A 16,564-nucleotide genomic window follows, 5' to 3' on the forward strand; every position below is an offset into this window, starting at 1 on the left:
CCAATGCGGACGTTCGTTCAGCGCCGCTTTCTCCATTCGCTCATGACCACCGCCAGCACGATGATCACCCCCTTGAGCAGCATCTGTGAGTAGGGGGACACGTTGAGCAGGTTGAGGACGTTCGACAGGAACGCCAGAATGAGCACGCCGAGCACCGTGCCACCGACCCCGCCGACCCCGCCGTCGAAGGTGGTGCCGCCGATCAGCGTCGCCGCGATGGCATCGAGCTCGTAGAGGGTGCCGGCATTGGGCTCGCCCACCGTGAGGCGGCTCGCCAGCACGATCCCGGCAAGCCCGGCCAGCAGACCGCTGACCATGTAGACCTCGACCTTGTTGCGCTCCACCGCAATGCCGGAAAGCCGCGCGGCCTCTTCATTCGCACCGACCGCATAGATGGCCCGGCCGAATATGGTGTAGCGCAGCACCAGTGCGGCGATCAGCCAGACGATGGCGAACAGCACGACCGGCACAGGAATGGGTCCGATATAGCCGGAGCCCAGAAAGGTGAAGGCGGGCGAGGCGTCCCGCACGATGATGTTGCTGCCCTCCGTGTAGATATAGACGAGCCCGCGCACGAAGATCATCGTGCTGAGGGTTGCGATGAAGGGTTGCAGCCGGAGCCAGGTGATCAGCAGGCCGTTGACGAGTCCGACCGCGACGCCCGCCAGGATCCCGACCAGGGCGGCGACGCCGACCCCGTAGGGCGCGAAGGCCGCCATGAGCGCGGCCGACAGACCGACGATGGAGCCGGCCGAGAGGTCGATGCCGCGATTCAGGATGACAAAGGTCATGCCGATGCTGACGAGCCCGATCATCGTGGCACCGCGCAGCACGTTGAGAATGTTGCGCGGCGAGAGGAAATAGGGCGAGAGCAGGCTCGCGATGACGAGCAGCAGCACGAGCGCCAGCACGTTGCTGTAACGCACGAGGAAGCCGAGCAGCCCGCGGCCGCCAGGCTTTGCATGAGCAGTCGCGGCATTGGTCGCGGCCGTGTCGGTCATAAGTGGAGCCCTTGTTGTGAAGTTTCGGCCGGCAGGGCGAGAGCGAGCAGCCGCTCCTCGGTGGCGCGCGCCCCCTCCACGTCACCCGTGATTTCGCCGCCGCTCATCACCAGCACCCGGTCCGCCATGCCGAGGATCTCCGGAAGCTCCGACGAGATGAGCAGCACCGCCATGCCCTCTCGGGCGAGTTGGTCGACGAGGGTGTAGATCTCGCGCTTGGCCCCCACGTCAATACCGCGCGTCGGCTCGTCGAGAATGAGAACGCGCACGCCCTTGAGCAGCCAGCGGGCGAGGATGCATTTCTGCTGGTTGCCGCCGCTGAGCAGTGCGACCTGCTGTTCGGCATGCGGCGTGCGCACGTTCAGCCGGTCGATGAAGATCCTGGCTTGTCCAGTCTGGACGCGCGTGTTCAGCACGCCGTGCCGGCTATATCGCTCTGGTGCGGCGAGCGTGACGTTCTCCCGCACCGAGAGCGGCATGAATAGTCCATCGCGCCGGTCCTCGGCGACATAGGCGACGCCGTGCCGGATGGCGTCCGCCGGGCTGCGCAGCTTGACCGGCACACCATCGATCAGGATCTGACCCGAGGAGATCGGGTCGGCGCCGAACAGCGCTCGTGCGAGTTCCGTGCGGCCTGCGCCGACCAGTCCGGAGAGGCCGAGGATTTCGCCGGCGCGCAGCACGAGGCTCACGTCGCGGAAGCCCTTGCCGGAAATCCTCTTCGCTTCCAGAACAACTTTGCCCGTTTGACGCCCTTTCTCCGGAAAGCGCTCGCCCAGCTCGCGCCCGACCATCAGGCCGATGAGCCTCTCCTTCGTGGTCTCGGCCAGATCGAGCGTGGCCACATGGCGGCCGTCCTTGAGCACGGTCACGCGTGAGGCGATGCGGAAGATCTCATCGAGGTGATGGGAGATGTAGAGGAAGCTGACCCCCTCCGCCTGCAGGCCCTTGACGATGGCGAACAGCCGGTCGACTTCGACGGGCGTCAAGCTCGCCGTCGGCTCGTCCAGGATGATCAGCCGCACCTCGAACGCCAGCGCCTTGGCGAGTTGCACGAGCTGGCGCTGGGCAACCGATAGCGTCTCCACGGCAACGCGCGGGTCGAGGTCGAGGCCCACCCGGGCCATGAGCGCACCCGCCCGGCGATGGGCCTCCGCCCAGTCCACGCAACCCCATGCCGCGCGCGGCATTCGTCCCATGAAAACGTTTTCTGATATAGACAGGGAGCCACACAGCTTCGGCTCCTGGTGCACCATGCTGATGCCCAATCCGAGAGCCGCGAAGGGATCCGCAATTTGCACCGGCGCACCGTCGAGGAAGATCTCGCCCTCGTCAGGCCGGTAAATCCCATCGATAATCTTCATCAAAGTGGATTTTCCGGCACCATTCTCCCCGACAACCGCATGTATTTCAGCGCGCTTGAGCGATAGAGATACTTCATCCAGCGCCACGACGCCTGGAAAGCGCTTTGAAATCTTGCGCACATTGAGAAATGCCGGGTCGGTATCCAAATGTTCCTCCCGTTTCACCTGCAGTGTCGCAGATGCGCGCTGTTTTACGGCTTGTGGTTGGCGCGGTGGCAATATAAAAACGTTTTTGTACGATTTGCGCAAGCTGAAAATGCGCGAAACGGCGAGGGTGGTACCAACCACCCGCCCCCTTGGCGTCCGGAGCCTCTATGAAGGACAAGCTCGCTTCTCTCGAAACCGCCCTCGCGCCCGTCTCATCCGGCGCAACGTTGGCCATCGGCGGCAGCCTGCTCAGGCGCCAGCCCAACGCCGCCATTCGTGAGCTGATCCGGCGCGGGGTCAGGGATCTGACCCTGCTGACCTGGGCCACCACAACAGCGACCGACCTGCTCGCCGCCGCCGGCGCCGTGAAGCGCTGGGAGGGCATCTATGCCGGCATGTTCAGCCATGGCCTCGCGCCCAACTTCCGCCGCGGCGTCCAGAGCGGAGCGATCGCTGTGCGCGATTTCTCCGAATGCGCCCTGGTCGCCCGCTTCCGCGCGGCCGCAGCCGGCCTCGCCTTCATGCCGGTCCGATCCATGCTTGGCTCCGACATCGCCGCGCGCAACCCGGAGCAGATCCGGCCCATGACCTGCCCGTTCACGGGCGACAAGCTGCATGCCGTCGCAGCGGCAGAGGCCGATTTCACCATCATCCACGGTTATGCCGGCGACCGTTACGGCAATGTGCAATGGCCGGTGGTGCGCGACAGCGACGATATCGACCAGCTCATGGCCACCGCTGCCAAGCGCCTCATCGTCACCGTCGAGAAGATCATCCCGCACGAGGAGGTCAAGGTGCGGCCGACGCAAACCTACATCCCGGGCCAGTGGGTCGAGGCCATCGTCGAGGTTCCGCAAGGCGCCCATCCAGCCGCCTGCGATAGCCTGTACGATGAGGACGAGGAGCATCTGCGGCTCTATCTCGAGCACGCCCGCACGCCGGAGGGCATGGCAGCCTATCTCGACCGCTTCGTCATGACGCCGCGCTCGCATCACGACTATCTCGCGGCGAGCGGCGCGGCCGCCCGCCTGCCGTCCCTCTCCGTCCAGCAGGACTGATGCCATGAGCACCCTCCCCGGCTTCACCACCAATGAGCTCGCAGCCTGCATCATCGCCCGCGAGATCAAGGATGACGATCTGATCTTTGTCGGCGTGGGCACCAATGGCCGCGCCTTCACGCTAGCGGTCGGCATTCCGCTCACCGCCTCGCGTCTCGCCCAGCTGCGCCATGCCCCTGGCGCGACCGTCTACTGGGGAAACCTGCTCGACCCCGATCTCTCCCGCATGCCGGACAACCTGCGCCAGGACAGCCTGACCCGATGGCCGGCGGCCGCCTGCCCGGCGGACACGGCCTTCAAATGCGACATGCTCGCCCGCAGCCGCTTCGATGTCTCCTTCGAATCCGCCGCCCAGGTCGACCGATACGGCAATCTCAACATCACAGCCATAGGCGATTATGCTCGGCCGGATGTCCGCCTGGTCGGCAGCCTCGCCCAACCCGAGCACCTCGCCTTCGTGCGCCGCCCCATCATCATCGTTGATCTCAATCGCCGCACCTTCGTCGAACAGGTGGATTTCGTGACCAGCGTCGGCCACCGCGTGCGTGGAACCCCGCGCGGCGAATTCGGCCTTCGCGGCCCCGGCCCCGCCCTGGTCGTCACCGACAACGCGATATTCGACTTCGGCGGGGATGGCGGCATGCGCCTGCGCTCCCTCCATCCGAGCATCACTCTCGAAGACGTACTGGCGCAGATGAGCTTTGCCCCGGAGATCCCGCCCCATGTTCCCGTAACGGCCACACCCGACGCGGAAGAGCTGCGCCTCATGCGCGAGGTGATCGATCCCCGTGGCGTCATGATGCGGGTCTGAACACCCGGCCAAAGTCTCAAAATCAGGAGGAACGACCATGGTGCCGACGATGGAAGCCCAGCATGCCTGCGGGCTGCGCATCGCAAACGACTCCGGCGCCCACAGAATGGCGGCGGCGCTGCGCCGGCACGGGGTGGACGCGCTCTTTGGCCAGAGCATTCCCTCCGCCCTCCATCTGATCGCGCCGCAATTCGGCATCAGGCAGATCGGCTATCGCACCGAGAACGCCGGCGCCGCCATGGCCGATGCCTATGCCCGCATTTCCCGGCGGGTCGGGGTGGTCACGGCCCAGAACGGGCCGGCTGCGACCCTGCTGGTCCCCGGCCTCGCCGAGGCATTGAAGGCCTCGGTCCCAGTCCTCGCCATCGTGCAGGACGTGCACCGCAAGCAGACCGACAAGAATGCCTTCCAGGAGCTCGACCACCTCGAGCTCTTCAAGGGCTGTGCCAAGTGGATCCGCCGCGTCGCGGAGGTCGACCGCATCGATGATTATATCGACATGGCCTTCACCGCCGCCACCACGGGTCGGATGGGACCGGCGGTGCTCATGTGCCCCCTCGACCTCTTCGTCGACGTTCCCTCCGGTCAGGTGGCACCCCGCTCGGCCGCGCTCGGCACTTTTCCGCTCGACCGCACCGTCGCGGATCCCGCCCGGATCGCCGACGCCGCCGATCTGCTCGCCGCAGCCGAGCGCCCGCTGATCATCGCCGGTGGCGGGGTCCACTTGTCCGGCGCCCAGAACGCCCTTGCCGCCCTGCAGGAGCAGGCGAGCCTGCCGGTGGCCACGACAGCCATGGGCAAAGGAGCCGTCAGCGAGGAGCACCCGCTCTCGGTCGGCGTGGTCGGCTATTTCATGGGCACCCGCGGCGTCACGCGCCATCTGCGCGATCTGGTGACCGGGGCGGACGTGATCCTGCTCATCGGCAACCGCACCAACCAGAACGGCACCGATTCCTGGACGCTGCTGCCTCAGGATGCCACCATCATCCATCTCGATATCGATGGCATGGAAGTCGGCCGCAACTACGAGGCAGTCCGCCTCGTCGGCGATGCCAAGCTGACGGTGGAGGCTTTGACCCAGGCGCTCCTTGCGCGCGATCTCACCCGCCGCCATGGGGCACGCGACGCGCTCGCGCGCCAGATCGCCGCGAGCAGGCTCGCCTGGCGTGACGAATGCGCCGCCTACATGAGCTCCGCTGCCCGCCCGATCCGGCCCGAGCGGCTGATGGCGGAGCTTGATGCCCAGCTGCGCGAGGATGATATCGTCGTGGCGGATGCGAGCTATTCCTCGATCTGGGTCGCCAATTATCTGCACGCCCGGCGCCCCGGCATGCGCTTCATCACGCCACGCGGCCTTGCCGGCCTCGGCTGGGGCCTGCCTTTCGCGTTGGGCGCCAAGGTGGCACGCCCCGAGGCCCGGGTCTTCTGCCTCGCCGGAGACGGCGGCTTCGCCCATGTTTGGTCAGAGCTCGAAACCGCACGGCGGATGCGCCTCGACGTGGTCGTGGCCGTCCTGAACAACCAGATCCTCGGCTATCAGAAACATGCCGAGGACGTGATCTTCGGCGGCCACACCGACGTGGTCGATTTCGAGCCCGTGGACCACGCGGCCATAGCGCGCGCTTGCGGCTGCCAGGGCATCAGGATCGAGGATCCGGCAGAGATCGCCGCGGCCCTCAGCGAAGCATTCGCGCGGCCCGGCACGAGTGTTCTCGACGTGGTGACCGATCCCAATGCCTATCCGCCGATCACCAGCTTCGAGGGCAGCCCGGACGTGGCGTTTTAACCGACATCCCGCTATTTGGCGCCGACCGCTTCGGTGCGGCTGCAATCGAGCCAGTCCGCCACCACCTCGGCCGTATGCTCGCCCAGGGACGGCGCGGGCCGCCGAATGCTGTTTGCTGTCTCGGACAGCTTCACCGTGACCCCGTGCATGGGCACCCGGCCGATGCCAGGATATTCGATATCGACGATCTGCTCGCGGTGCTTGAGCTGCGGATTGGCGACGACCTCGCCGATCGTGGCAACCTTCCCGCAAGGCACCTCGGCCCGCGCCATCATGTCCACGATCGCATCCGCATCGTGCTGGGCGGCCCATTCGGCGACAACCGCCTCGATCGCCTTCGCATTCGCCATCCGCGCCGCATGGGACGAGAAGCGCTCGTCCGCCAGAAGATGCTCGCACCCGGCGGCCTTGCACAGGCGCGGGAACAGCGCGTCATTGCCGCCATTGATGTGCACCCAGCGCCCATCCCGGCAGCGGTAGTTGTTGGCAGGGGCCGAATAGCGATCGCGTGCGCCCCTCCGGGTAGCCTCGGTGCCGAACAGCGCATATTCGGGAATGCCGGTGAGCAGCAAGGTCACGGCGCTGTCGAGCAGCGCGGTATCCACCACCTGGCCGCGCCCGGTGCGCTCCCGGGCCTGCACGGCGCCGAGCGCGCCGACGGTGGCATAGAGTCCCGTCACCTGGTCGACGATGAAGGCACCGGAAGGGACAGGCGGGCCATCCGCCTCGCCGGTGATCTCCATGAGGCCGCTCATCGCCTGGGCGATCACATCGAAACAGGGGCGCTGTGCGTGCGGTCCGGTCTGGCCGAACCCGGAGATGCGCACCATGATCAGCCGGGGATTGAGGGCGGAGAGCTCCTCCCATCCGCAGCCCATCTTTTCCAACGTGCCAGGCCGAAAGTTCTCGATCAGGATATCGGCCTTGGCCGCAAGGTTCCGCAAGAGCTGCTGGCCCTCCGCCGTCCGGTAATCGAGCGTGAGGCTGCGCTTGTTGCGGTTGTACATCATCACATAAAGGCTCTCGCCGCCCACCTTGGGGGCGATGGCCCGCGCGTCTTCGCCCTTGCCGGCCCGCTCCACCTTGACGACGTCCGCGCCCATGTCGCCCAGCAGCATCCCGCACATGGGCCCCGCGATGAAGCGCGACAAATCGAGGACCTTCAGTCCCTCTAGCGAACCGGCCATTTCCTCTCCTTAGACGGCTTCTTTCTTGCGCTTGCGGCTTGAGCTCACCTGCGGCGCGCGCGCGGTCGACCCGCGAACCACGAGGCCCGTCGGGAAGATCTGCTCGCGTGCCGGCGACGGCCGGGGATTGCGGATGCGCTTCATCAGCATCTCCGCCGCGGCCGCCCCCATGGCGCGCTTCTGCAGGTGGATGGTGGTCAGATCGATGCGCCGGAACGACGCGAGTTGAATATCGTCGAGGCCGACGACCGACAGCTCCGAGGGCACCTCGATCCCAAGCTCCGCGGCCGCCTCGATCACGCCCATGGCGTTGAGGTCGTTGCTCGCCATGATGGCGGTCGGCCGCTCCGGGAGCGATAGGAAGTGCAGCCCCGCGTCGTAGCCTGTTGGGAGATTGTAGTCGCCGTTGAAGATCAGCTCGGGAGCGCGATCGAGCTTGAGCCGACGCACGGCCGCCTTGTAAGACTCGAGGCGCTCGGCGGCGGTCGAGGAATCCATGGGACCACGGACGAAGCCGATGCGCTTGTGCCCGAGCCCGGCGAGATGCTCCACCGCCTGGGTGATGCCGCTCACATTGTCCGAGCCGACATAATCGTCTTGGTGGCGCGCGCTGCGGCGCTGCACCAGCACGAAGGGTGTTCCGGAATCGAGCAGCTCACGCACGCGCGGAGTATCCACATGCTGCGAAATGAGCACCATTCCGTCGACCTGGCTGTCGAGTAGGGCGCGCATGTGCCAGAGCTGCTTTTCCTCTTCTCCATCCGTATTGCAGAGCAGCAGATTGCATTTCTCGCGGATGGCGACGTCTTCGACGCCGCGGACGAAACCGGGGAAGGCCGGATTGGTGATGTCGGCGATCAGGACTCCGATCGTGAAGCTGCGCTGCATGCGCAATGCCCGCGCCACGGCCGAGGCACGGTAGCCGAGGCGCTCGGCCGCCTCCCTCACCAGTGCCCGGGTTTCCTCGCTGACATGCTGCTTGCCAGCCAGCGCATTCGACACGGTCGACAAGGCAATGCCGCACTCGTTGGCGACGTCGCGGATGGTAACGCGCTTCCTGTCCTTCATGCCTGGATGCTCCCTGGCGTGCGCCTGCGAACGAAGACTGGCCGCTGCGGCGAGAATGGCATTACCGAGAAATCAGAGCCCGAGATGAAACGCATCGCAAGCAGATCAGGACCGCTGTTGACGCGACAGTGATAGCATGTGTAGTTTAACTCTCCAAGAAACGTTTTCGGAAATCGTTTCGTCCCCATTCGTCAAGTGAGGCGGGCCAGGAAGTTCATGATGCAGTCCGGCGCTGGTCGCCCAATCCTACTCGAAGCCCGCGGCATCAAGAAGTCTTACGGCGCGGTTGAGGCCCTGCGCGGCATCGACTTCCGTATCGGCAAGGGCGAGACGGTCGCCCTCGTCGGCGACAATGGCGCCGGCAAGTCCACGCTCGTCAAGATCCTCTCGGGTGCGATCCAGCCTACCGAAGGCGAGATCGAGTTCGAGCAGCGTCCGGTGGCCATCACCTCCACCGACGTGGCGCGTAGCCTCGGCATCGAGACCGTCTACCAGGACCTCGGACTGTGCGACAATCTCAGCGTCGCCGACAATATCTTCCTCGGCCGCGAGCGGACCTGGGGCCTCGGGCCGCTGAAATTCCTCGACAAAGGGGGAATGCGCGCGGCTGCCGAGGAGGTGTTGCAAGGTCTCTCGGTCAACGCGCCCCGCGCCGATGCGAATGTATCCGGCTTGAGCGGCGGCCAGCGCCAGGCGGTCGCTCTGGCGCGTACCAAGTTGTGGAAATCTTCCCTCGCTCTCCTCGATGAGCCGACCGCCGCGCTCGGCGTGCAGGAGACGAAACGAGCCATGGATGCGGTGCGCCGGCTGCAAGACAAGGGCGTCGCGATCGTGCTCATCAGCCACAACATGCCACTCGTGCTCGAGATGAGCCAGCGTGTGATCGTGCTCCGGCATGGCGCTAAGGTCGGCGACGTGCCGACCGACGCGGTCACCGGCGACGACATCGTCTCGCTCATCACCGGCGCGCGCCAGACCTGGATCGAGGCGGCCTGACGTCCCCTCGCCTTCGCAAGTCAAGGATCACCCATGGCGGGTTCCCCTTCCAAGATCACGCCGCTGGCAGAGGCCGCAAGCGCCGTGGCGAACGGCGCCTCACTGACAGCCGGCGGCTTCGCTCATTCCCACCAGCCGCTGGCGTTCACCCGCGAGCTCATCCGCCAAGGCCGTTCGCGGCTCACCCTGATGAGCGTGGCCGAGTGCTGGGTGGCCGAATTCCTGGCCGCGGCGAGCATGCTTGAGAAAGCTTACTTCTCCAACTTCATGTTCGAGGGCTACGGTCGCTGCCGGTGCTTTTCCAGGGCTGTCGAGGCCGGCACGATAGCGGTCGAGGACCATAGCCATTTCGGCATGGTGTCCCGCTTCATGGCCGCGGGGCTCGGGCTGCCCTTCATGCCCATGCGGGCCATGGCGGGCACCGATATCCTCGCCGTCTCCGGATTCGAGCCGGCGCACGAAAAGGCCCAGCAGCTGCACTCGCCCTTCGGCAACGGCGTGGTCACCGCCGTATCGCCGCTGAAGCCGGACGTCGCCGTCATCCATGCCGCGCAGGCCGATCACCTCGGCAATATCAAGCTCTTCGGCACGACCTCCGTCATCGAGGAGCAGGCCCGCGCGGCGGACCTCGTGATCGTCACCGTCGAGGAGATCGTCGATACCGATGTCATCCGCCGCCAGCCGGAGATGACGCTTCTGCCCGCCCTCATGGTCGACATGGTCGTCCACCTCCCCTATGGCGCTCACCCCACCGGCGTCTACGGCTACTATGATCACGATGCGCCGCATCTTGCGGACTATTACGCGGCCTCCGCAACCGAGGCCGAGACGGCGGCCTGGCTCGACCGGTGGGTCTATGGCCTGCCCGATCACTGGGCCTATCTCGACGCGCTGACGATGTCGCGGCTGTTGCGCCTGCGTGTCGATCCCGCTCTCGGCTATCTGCGCGAGGCATGCCATGGCTGATGTCAGCCACGACGAATATATGGCCATCGCCGCCGCACGCGAGATCAACGATGGCGACACCGCCTTCATCGGTACGGGTCTGCCCATGGTGGCGGCCTATCTCGCCAAGGCGACCCATGCGCCGCGCGTGAACCTCGTCTTCGAATCCGGCATCATCGATCCGCAGCCGGTCGATCTTGCGACGGGTGTCGGCGACTATCGGCTCGCCCATGGTGCAACCAAGATAGCCGGCACGTTCTACGCCCTCAGCCTGTTGCAGCAGGGCGTCATCGACATCGGTTTCCTCGGCACGGCCGAGATCGACGCTTACGGCAACCTGAACTCGACCGTCATTGGCCCCTATTCCAGGCCCAAGGTTCGGCTGCCCGGCAGCGGCGGAGCGAACGACATCGCCAGCATGGCGAAGCGCTTCGTCGTCATCGCCCGGCTGGACCGCAAGCGCTTCGTCGAAAAGCTGCAATACCTGACAACGCCCGGCTTTCTCACCGGCCCAGGCGCCCGCGAGGCGGCAGGCCTGCCCGGTGCCGGCCCCGTCCGCGTCATCAGCGACCGCGCCGTGCTCGGCTTCGACCCGGTCTCGAAGCGGATGCAGGTCGAACGTCTCTATCCCGGCGCCACGCTGGAGGAGGTTCAGGCGCATGTCGCCTTCCCGCTGCCGGCGGCGCCGAGCCTGGAGACAGAGCCGGTGCCGGACGCACGTCTTCTGCGCCTGCTGCGGGAGGTCATCGATCCCGATGGGGTTTACGTCACCCGGGCAAAGGTCGATCTCGGATCTTAGGAGCTGACCCCTGCCATGGCCTCTCGACACAACAAACTCGCATCCCTCGCCGAGGCTGTCAGCCTCGTCAAGAACGGCCAACTCCTGGCGCTCGGCGGCGAGGCGGGTCGTCGGCCGCCCCTAGCACTCATCTGTGAACTTATCCGCCAGGGGCGCAAACATCTGCGCCTGGCGGGCTGGGAAGGCAGCATCGCCCGCGACCTGCTCGTTGCGGCCGGTTGCACCGAGAGCGTCGATGCCGGCGGATCGATCATGCGCAACCGTCTCCGCGCGGCCGCCCTCGGCTGGCCTTCCGCAACCGTGGCCGGCCTCGCCGAGGCCGTCCCGGCGCTCCACCCCGATATCGTCCTCCTGCACGCCCATTTCGCCGATGAACAGGGCAATGTCCGCTTTACCACGGACGAATGGCAGCCGGAATTTCCCGATCTGCTTCTCGCCCGCTCGGCAAGAACGGTCATCGTCTCGGTCGAGCAGGTCGTCAGCGCAGAGACCATCGCAAGCCGGCCAACCGATCCCTTCCTCGCGGGATCGGCTGTCACATGCATCGTGGAGGCACCCTATGGCGCCTATCCCGCCGCCTGCGAAGCGCGCTATGCGGCCGATGCCGAGGCCCTGGCCCAAGTTGCCCAAGCAACGCGCTCGCCCGGGGCACTGCGGGCGTGGATGGATGAGTACGTTTTCGGCATTGCCGACCATTGGGCGGCACTCGACCGCATCGGCGCGCGCCGCCTCATGGCGGTCAGCACCAACCGCGCCCTGCGCAGCTGATCAGTGGAAGAGCCGCTTCGCGCCGGTGATGAGCTGCACCACCTCCTCCGGCGTCGTATCGGCGCGGTTAAGCACCCCCGCGGTCTCGCCCTGCCGTAGCACATGCATCCGGTCGGAAACGCGGAAAATCTGGTCGAGATTGTGGCTGATCAGCACGACCGAATAGCCGTCCGCACGCAGCTGCTGAACCAGCTCGAGCACCTTCTCCTGCTCCGGCACACCGAGCGCCGCCGTCGGCTCGTCGAGGATCACGACCCGCTGCGAGAAAGCCACCGCCCGGCCGATCGCAACCGTCTGCCGCTGGCCGCCCGACAGATCCTTGACCAGCGCCTTGGTGGAGTTGATATGGATCTTCAGGCTCGCCAGGATGCGCGCGCTCTCGGCATGCATCTCGGCCTTGCGCAGGAACGGAAGGCCCAGCAAGCGCCGGACCGGCTCGCGCCCGGCGAAGAGGTTCTCGGCAATGTTCGAGTTGTCGAACAGCGCGAGATCCTGGTAGACGGTCTCGATCCCGAGGGCGCGGGCATCTTGCGGCGACCGAACGTGCACCTCGCGCCCGTCGAAGAACATCCGCCCGCCATCCGGCACGATCGCGCCGGAGATCACCTTGATCAGGGTCGACTTGCCGGCGCCATTGTCGCCGATCAGCGCCAGCACTTCGCCCGTATTGAGGGTGAGATCGATGCCCTTCAGCGCCCGGACGGCGCCGTAGCTCTTCGTCACACCCTGAAGTTCAAGAAGCTTGCTCATCGGCGGCGCACGCTGCTCCCAACGGCTTACTTGCAATAGTCAGCCAGGTTCTCGGCCGTCACCATGGGCGTCTCGACGAGGTTGACCTTCTGCACCGGCTTGTCCGTGAGAACATTCATCGCAAGCTCGAGAGCCTCGGGGAACATGGTCGGATAGTGCACTGATCCCGTCATCTTGCCCTCCTTCAGCCCCTGGCAGGCCTCGAGTCCCCCATCCATGCCCACGATGACCAGGTCGGTCTTGCCGCTCTCGGCCAGCACCTTGCCCGCGCCGAGCGCCATGGAGTCGTTATGGGCGAACACCGCCGCGACATCCGGATGGGCCACGGCCGCGTCTTCCATGGCGGCGGCAGCCTCGTGCATCCGGTAGTGGCCGACATAGCTGTAGACCTTGATGTCCGGATGCTGCTTCATCACCTCTTCGAAACCGGTTTTCCGGTCCGTGGTGGCGGAAGCGCCGGGTGTGCCCTCCATTTGGATGACCACGCCCTTCCCGCCAATCTTGTCGACGATGTAGCGCGCCGCGATCCGGCCCATCTCCACATTGTCGCCGCCGATGAAGGCCGCATACTCCGTGTCCGGCACGTTCAGCTTGCGGTCGAACACCACCAGAGGAACGTTGGCGCGTTTCGCCGTCGCCGCGATGGGCGCGAGCGCATCGGAGTCGTTGGGCGACATCACCACGATATCGGCACCGCGCACCAGCGCGTCTTCGAGCCCGGCGAGCTGGACCGCACTGTCGCGGCGCCCGTCGATGATCGTGAGATTGACGTCTTTGCGCCCGGCGGCCCAAGCCTTGGCGCGCTCGACCCCGCCGACGCGATAGGGGTGCTCGACATTGGGCTGGGCGACCACGATGTTCCAGACCTTGTCCTGAGCCTGGGCGGCATAGGTGCCCATCAGGATGAGGCCAGCCGCCAGGCCGGCAATGATTTTCCTTCGTGCCATCGTTCCCTCCACTGCAGGTTTGTTATTGGTGATGAGGGCATGCCAGCCCTATCGCTTCGCTCGAATACTCCTCACACTGAACATGACTGCGACCACGATGATCACGCCCCGCGCGATATCCTGCGCGTAGGGTGAGACCGAGAGCAGGTTGAGAATGTTGTAGGTGAGCCCGATCACCATGAGGCCGATGAAGGTAAGGCCAACCCCGCCCGCGCCGCCGGTGAAGGGCGTGCCGCCGATCACGACCGCCGCGATGCCGTTGAGCTCGAACAGCGCGCCCGACGCCGGCTCGCCGACGCCGAGCCGCCCCAGGAACAACAGGCCGGCCAACGCGGCGCCCACGCCGTGGATGACGTAGACACTGCGCTTCACCCGCGGCACGTTCACGCCGCAGCGATGGGCCGCGACCTCGTTATCGCCCACCATGGCGACGAGCCGCCCGTAGCGCGTCATGCGCAGCGCCACGCCGGCTGCGATGAAGAAGGCGGCCGCGATGATCACCGGCGCCGGCACCGGGCCGATGAAGCCCCGGCCGAACCAGAACTGGAACCACTCCGGTGTTTCCGTGATGATGGTTCGCCCGTCGCTCAGCATCAGGGCGACGCCGCGGGCTATGGTCATGGTGCCGAGCGTCGCCACGAAGGGCGTGACGCGCCCCCAGGTGATCACAGCGCCATTGAGATAGCCGAAGGCCACGCCAAGGAGAAGCACGGCCACGATGGCGCCGACCGGCCCGAAGATGGGCATCGCGAGAGCGCCGACCACCGTCGCGCAGGCGAGGATCGCGCCGCCCGAGAGATCGATCCCGCCGGACATGATCACGAAGGTGAGGCCCATTGCGATCAGCCCCACCATGGTCCATTGCCGCAGGACGTTGAACAGGTTCTGCTCGGTGAGGAAGTGGGGCGACAGCAAGGCAGAGACGATGATCAGCAGGACGAGTCCCACCAAGGCCGCATTGTTCATCAGCCAGCGCAGCACCAGATCTCGGCCGCGCTCATCCCCCTGTGCGCCCAAGAGGCGCTGGACGAGTGAAGGCTGCGTGGCGCTCGAGCCCACCTCCGAACTCATCATATCGGATCCTTCCACACGTTCTCGGATCCATCGATGCGGATATCGATGAGATAGAGACGGTCGGAGGCCTTGCCCCGGGCGATCGCCGCGGCCAGCTCGCCGGGTTTTGTGACTTTCTCGCCGTCGCCACCCATGCATTTCGCGATGCCTGAATAGTCCACATCGCCGAAATCGACCCCGATATAGCGCTGGCCGTGGAAGTGCAGCTCCTCCTGCTTGATGTTGCCATAGGCCATGTCGTTCATCACGAGGAGCGTCAGCGGCGCCTTTTCGCGAACAGCCGTCTCCAGATCACCCATGCTCATGCCGAGGGAGCCGTCGCCTACCACGGCAATCACGTCCTTCTGGGGTTGGGCGAGCTTGGCGGCAATGGCGGCCGGTAGGCCGAAGGCCATGTTGCCGAAGCCGACCGGCTTCATGTAGGCGCCCGGCGTCCTGATCGGCAGCATATGGGTCCAGACACCGGGATTGCCGGCGTCCGCCACCACCACCGTATTGGCGTCGACGGCATCGCCGAGCGCCTTCATCACCCATTGTGGCTTAATGGGTATCGCCGTGGCATAGGCATCGGCGAACACATGCGCGCGCCAGTCCTCGCGCAGGCGCCGCGCGGTAGCCAGCCAGTCCGCACGAGCGCCGGCGGTCGCCGAACCCTTGTCGCGAAGCGTGGCGGCGAGGCGCTCAAGAGCATCCGTCGCATCGCCGACCAGGCCAACCGCCACCGGATAATTGCGGCCGATCATAGCCGGATCGAGGTCGACCTGCACGATGTTGCGGGTGAGCGGCAAGGTCCAGCGCGAGGTCGAGGCAGCATTCAAGCTGTTACCGACCGCGACGATACAGTCGGCCTCCTCCAGCAGGTGCTTGGAAACCTTGGTGCCGAACCGGCTGCGTGGCCCGAAGCACAGATCGTGATCCCCGGGTACCGCGGAAATGCCGTTGAATGTCGTGACGATGGGAGCGCCAAGCGACGTGGCGAGCGCCAGCGCAGGGTCGCCCGCTTTGGCAATGATCGCCCCGCGGCCCAGCCACAGCAACGGCTTCCTTGCGGCGGCGAGCACCTCGGCGGCCGCGGTGATCGAGGCTTGCGGCACAACCGGCCGCACGTTGAAACGGTAATACTCCGGCTTGATCGGCTCGAACGCGATCTCGCCGCCCTCCACCGCATCCCGGGCGAAATCGAGCAGGACCGGCCCGGGATTGCCCGTCGTCGACACCCGGAAAGCCTCGCGCACCGCCTGCGGGATACCCTCGCTGTCGGGCACGAACCGGCTGAGCTTGGTGAACTGGCGGAACAGCGTGACGTGATCGGCGTCCTGATTGTCGTCCTGGCCGATGTGACGGCGGCGATTGTTGCAGGTGATCACCACGACAGGGCTCGAGTCCCGGTGCGCGCCGCCGACCGCGGTGACCAGGTTGGTTGCGCCCGGACCCGTGGTCGCAAGGCAGACGCCTGGCTTGCCGGTGAGCCGACCATAGCCGTCGGCCATATGGGCTGCCGCCCGTTCATCGCGGGTGGTGATGAAGCGGATGCTCGGCTCATCATACAGCGCATCCATGATGGACAGCGTCTGTCCCCCCGGCACGCCGAAGATGAACTCGACCCCCTCGAGCTTCAGGCATTCGACAACTGCGCGTGCGGCGCTGATTTTGCTTGGCGCGGCGTGCGAAGTCGTCATCTGCGGCTCTCCCTGCGTCGTTGGATGATCGGCGGCTTTCGCGCCTTCTCCGCAGAGCTAACAGAAAAAAACGTTTTCGGAAATCGTTTTCTGTGTATTTATGACCGGGTCATCACCACGCACGGATTCCATGACCCTCGCCAGCCGTCGTCCCAGTCTCTCTGCCCCCGCTGTTCACGCCCGC

General features: G+C 65.8%; 15 protein-coding genes. 7 read left to right on the plus strand and 8 right to left on the minus strand.

Features of this window, described 5'->3' with window-relative positions; all coding sequences use genetic code 11:
* Positions 1–17 precede the first annotated feature (17 nt).
* Together E4P09_RS10260 and E4P09_RS10265 are read right to left on the minus strand one after the other, a co-directional pair.
* On the minus strand, positions 18–1,001 hold the full coding sequence (locus tag E4P09_RS10260) for an ABC transporter permease (RefSeq protein ID WP_137389517.1): 984 nt from the start codon (positions 999–1,001) through the stop codon (positions 18–20).
* Positions 998–2,530 carry a sugar ABC transporter ATP-binding protein gene (locus E4P09_RS10265; protein ID WP_428977703.1) on the minus strand — a complete coding sequence of 511 codons (1,533 nt, stop codon included), beginning with the start codon at positions 2,528–2,530 and terminating at the stop codon, positions 998–1,000. The genes E4P09_RS10260 and E4P09_RS10265 overlap by 4 nt, the downstream gene beginning before the upstream one ends.
* Before the next feature lie 149 nt (positions 2,531–2,679).
* Between E4P09_RS10265 and E4P09_RS10270 the strand changes: the two genes are divergently transcribed.
* Genes E4P09_RS10270 through E4P09_RS10280 form a run of 3 tightly spaced genes read left to right on the plus strand, consistent with a single transcriptional unit; the run spans position 2,680 to position 6,167 of the window.
* Positions 2,680–3,570 (plus strand): CoA transferase subunit A, encoded by an 891-nt coding sequence (locus E4P09_RS10270; RefSeq protein WP_137389519.1) that lies wholly within the window; start codon positions 2,680–2,682, stop codon positions 3,568–3,570.
* A 4-nt stretch (positions 3,571–3,574) separates the two neighbouring features.
* Positions 3,575–4,381 carry a CoA-transferase subunit beta gene (locus tag E4P09_RS10275; RefSeq protein ID WP_137389520.1) on the plus strand — a complete coding sequence of 269 codons (807 nt, stop codon included), beginning with the start codon at positions 3,575–3,577 and terminating at the stop codon, positions 4,379–4,381.
* 37 nt (positions 4,382–4,418) lie between these two features.
* Positions 4,419–6,167, plus strand: coding sequence for an acetolactate synthase catalytic subunit (locus E4P09_RS10280; protein ID WP_239025122.1), 1,749 nt, complete (start codon positions 4,419–4,421; stop codon positions 6,165–6,167).
* 11 nt (positions 6,168–6,178) lie between these two features.
* Here E4P09_RS10280 and E4P09_RS10285 read toward each other — a convergent pair whose 3' ends face one another.
* Positions 6,179–7,354 carry a CaiB/BaiF CoA transferase family protein gene (locus E4P09_RS10285; RefSeq protein WP_137389521.1) on the minus strand — a complete coding sequence of 392 codons (1,176 nt, stop codon included), beginning with the start codon at positions 7,352–7,354 and terminating at the stop codon, positions 6,179–6,181.
* 9 nt (positions 7,355–7,363) lie between these two features.
* On the minus strand, positions 7,364–8,422 hold the full coding sequence (locus tag E4P09_RS10290) for a LacI family DNA-binding transcriptional regulator (RefSeq protein WP_137389522.1): 1,059 nt from the start codon (positions 8,420–8,422) through the stop codon (positions 7,364–7,366).
* Positions 8,423–8,638: 216 nt separating this feature from the next.
* Between E4P09_RS10290 and E4P09_RS10295 the strand changes: the two genes are divergently transcribed.
* From E4P09_RS10295 to E4P09_RS10310, 4 genes are read left to right on the plus strand one after another with little or no spacing between them, the layout of a single operon-like run.
* Positions 8,639–9,418: an ATP-binding cassette domain-containing protein gene (locus E4P09_RS10295; RefSeq protein ID WP_239025123.1), complete on the plus strand. Its 780-nt coding sequence runs from the start codon at positions 8,639–8,641 to the stop codon at positions 9,416–9,418.
* Between the two features lie 33 nt (positions 9,419–9,451).
* Positions 9,452–10,384: a CoA transferase subunit A gene (locus E4P09_RS10300; protein ID WP_137389523.1), complete on the plus strand. Its 933-nt coding sequence runs from the start codon at positions 9,452–9,454 to the stop codon at positions 10,382–10,384.
* Positions 10,377–11,162 (plus strand): CoA-transferase subunit beta, encoded by a 786-nt coding sequence (locus E4P09_RS10305; RefSeq protein ID WP_205042083.1) that lies wholly within the window; start codon positions 10,377–10,379, stop codon positions 11,160–11,162. Before E4P09_RS10300 ends, E4P09_RS10305 begins: the two co-directional genes overlap by 8 nt.
* Before the next feature lie 15 nt (positions 11,163–11,177).
* Entirely contained in the window at positions 11,178–11,930 is a 753-nt protein-coding gene (locus tag E4P09_RS10310; RefSeq protein WP_137389524.1) for a CoA transferase subunit A, read from the plus strand.
* Here the strand turns inward: E4P09_RS10310 and E4P09_RS10315 are convergent, their stop codons facing one another.
* The 4 genes from E4P09_RS10315 to E4P09_RS10330 are packed head-to-tail and all read right to left on the minus strand — an operon-like array spanning position 11,931 to position 16,380.
* Positions 11,931–12,680 (minus strand): ATP-binding cassette domain-containing protein, encoded by a 750-nt coding sequence (locus tag E4P09_RS10315; protein ID WP_137389525.1) that lies wholly within the window; start codon positions 12,678–12,680, stop codon positions 11,931–11,933.
* Between the two features lie 26 nt (positions 12,681–12,706).
* Positions 12,707–13,627 carry a substrate-binding domain-containing protein gene (locus E4P09_RS10320; protein WP_137389526.1) on the minus strand — a complete coding sequence of 307 codons (921 nt, stop codon included), beginning with the start codon at positions 13,625–13,627 and terminating at the stop codon, positions 12,707–12,709.
* Between the two features lie 48 nt (positions 13,628–13,675).
* Positions 13,676–14,701 carry an ABC transporter permease gene (locus tag E4P09_RS10325; protein ID WP_170984347.1) on the minus strand — a complete coding sequence of 342 codons (1,026 nt, stop codon included), beginning with the start codon at positions 14,699–14,701 and terminating at the stop codon, positions 13,676–13,678.
* The gene (locus tag E4P09_RS10330) at positions 14,698–16,380 is read right to left on the minus strand and encodes a thiamine pyrophosphate-binding protein (RefSeq protein WP_137389528.1); all 1,683 of its coding nucleotides are present in this window, start codon (positions 16,378–16,380) and stop codon (positions 14,698–14,700) included. The genes E4P09_RS10325 and E4P09_RS10330 overlap by 4 nt, the downstream gene beginning before the upstream one ends.
* Between the last annotated feature and the right edge of the window lie 184 nt (positions 16,381–16,564).

Origin of the sequence: Rhodoligotrophos defluvii, assembly GCF_005281615.1 — a bacterium.
Lineage (GTDB): Bacteria > Pseudomonadota > Alphaproteobacteria > Rhizobiales > Im1 > Rhodoligotrophos > Rhodoligotrophos defluvii.

Excerpts from the sequence above, each read along its gene's own strand:
- E4P09_RS10325 (WP_170984347.1), bottom strand. The coding sequence starts at position 14,701 with ATGATGAGTTCGGAGGTGGGCTCGAGCGCCACGCAGCCTTCACTCGTC.
- E4P09_RS10295 (WP_239025123.1), top strand. The coding sequence starts at position 8,639 with ATGATGCAGTCCGGCGCTGGTCGCCCAATCCTACTCGAAGCCCGCGGC.
- E4P09_RS10260 (WP_137389517.1), bottom strand. The coding sequence starts at position 1,001 with ATGACCGACACGGCCGCGACCAATGCCGCGACTGCTCATGCAAAGCCT.
- E4P09_RS10285 (WP_137389521.1), bottom strand. The coding sequence starts at position 7,354 with ATGGCCGGTTCGCTAGAGGGACTGAAGGTCCTCGATTTGTCGCGCTTC.
- E4P09_RS10290 (WP_137389522.1), bottom strand. The coding sequence starts at position 8,422 with ATGAAGGACAGGAAGCGCGTTACCATCCGCGACGTCGCCAACGAGTGC.
- E4P09_RS10280 (WP_239025122.1), top strand. The coding sequence starts at position 4,419 with ATGGTGCCGACGATGGAAGCCCAGCATGCCTGCGGGCTGCGCATCGCA.
- E4P09_RS10320 (WP_137389526.1), bottom strand. The coding sequence starts at position 13,627 with ATGGCACGAAGGAAAATCATTGCCGGCCTGGCGGCTGGCCTCATCCTG.
- E4P09_RS10330 (WP_137389528.1), bottom strand. The coding sequence starts at position 16,380 with ATGACGACTTCGCACGCCGCGCCAAGCAAAATCAGCGCCGCACGCGCA.
- E4P09_RS10315 (WP_137389525.1), bottom strand. The coding sequence starts at position 12,680 with ATGAGCAAGCTTCTTGAACTTCAGGGTGTGACGAAGAGCTACGGCGCC.
- E4P09_RS10305 (WP_205042083.1), top strand. The coding sequence starts at position 10,377 with ATGGCTGATGTCAGCCACGACGAATATATGGCCATCGCCGCCGCACGC.
- E4P09_RS10270 (WP_137389519.1), top strand. The coding sequence starts at position 2,680 with ATGAAGGACAAGCTCGCTTCTCTCGAAACCGCCCTCGCGCCCGTCTCA.
- E4P09_RS10310 (WP_137389524.1), top strand. The coding sequence starts at position 11,178 with ATGGCCTCTCGACACAACAAACTCGCATCCCTCGCCGAGGCTGTCAGC.
- E4P09_RS10300 (WP_137389523.1), top strand. The coding sequence starts at position 9,452 with ATGGCGGGTTCCCCTTCCAAGATCACGCCGCTGGCAGAGGCCGCAAGC.
- E4P09_RS10275 (WP_137389520.1), top strand. The coding sequence starts at position 3,575 with ATGAGCACCCTCCCCGGCTTCACCACCAATGAGCTCGCAGCCTGCATC.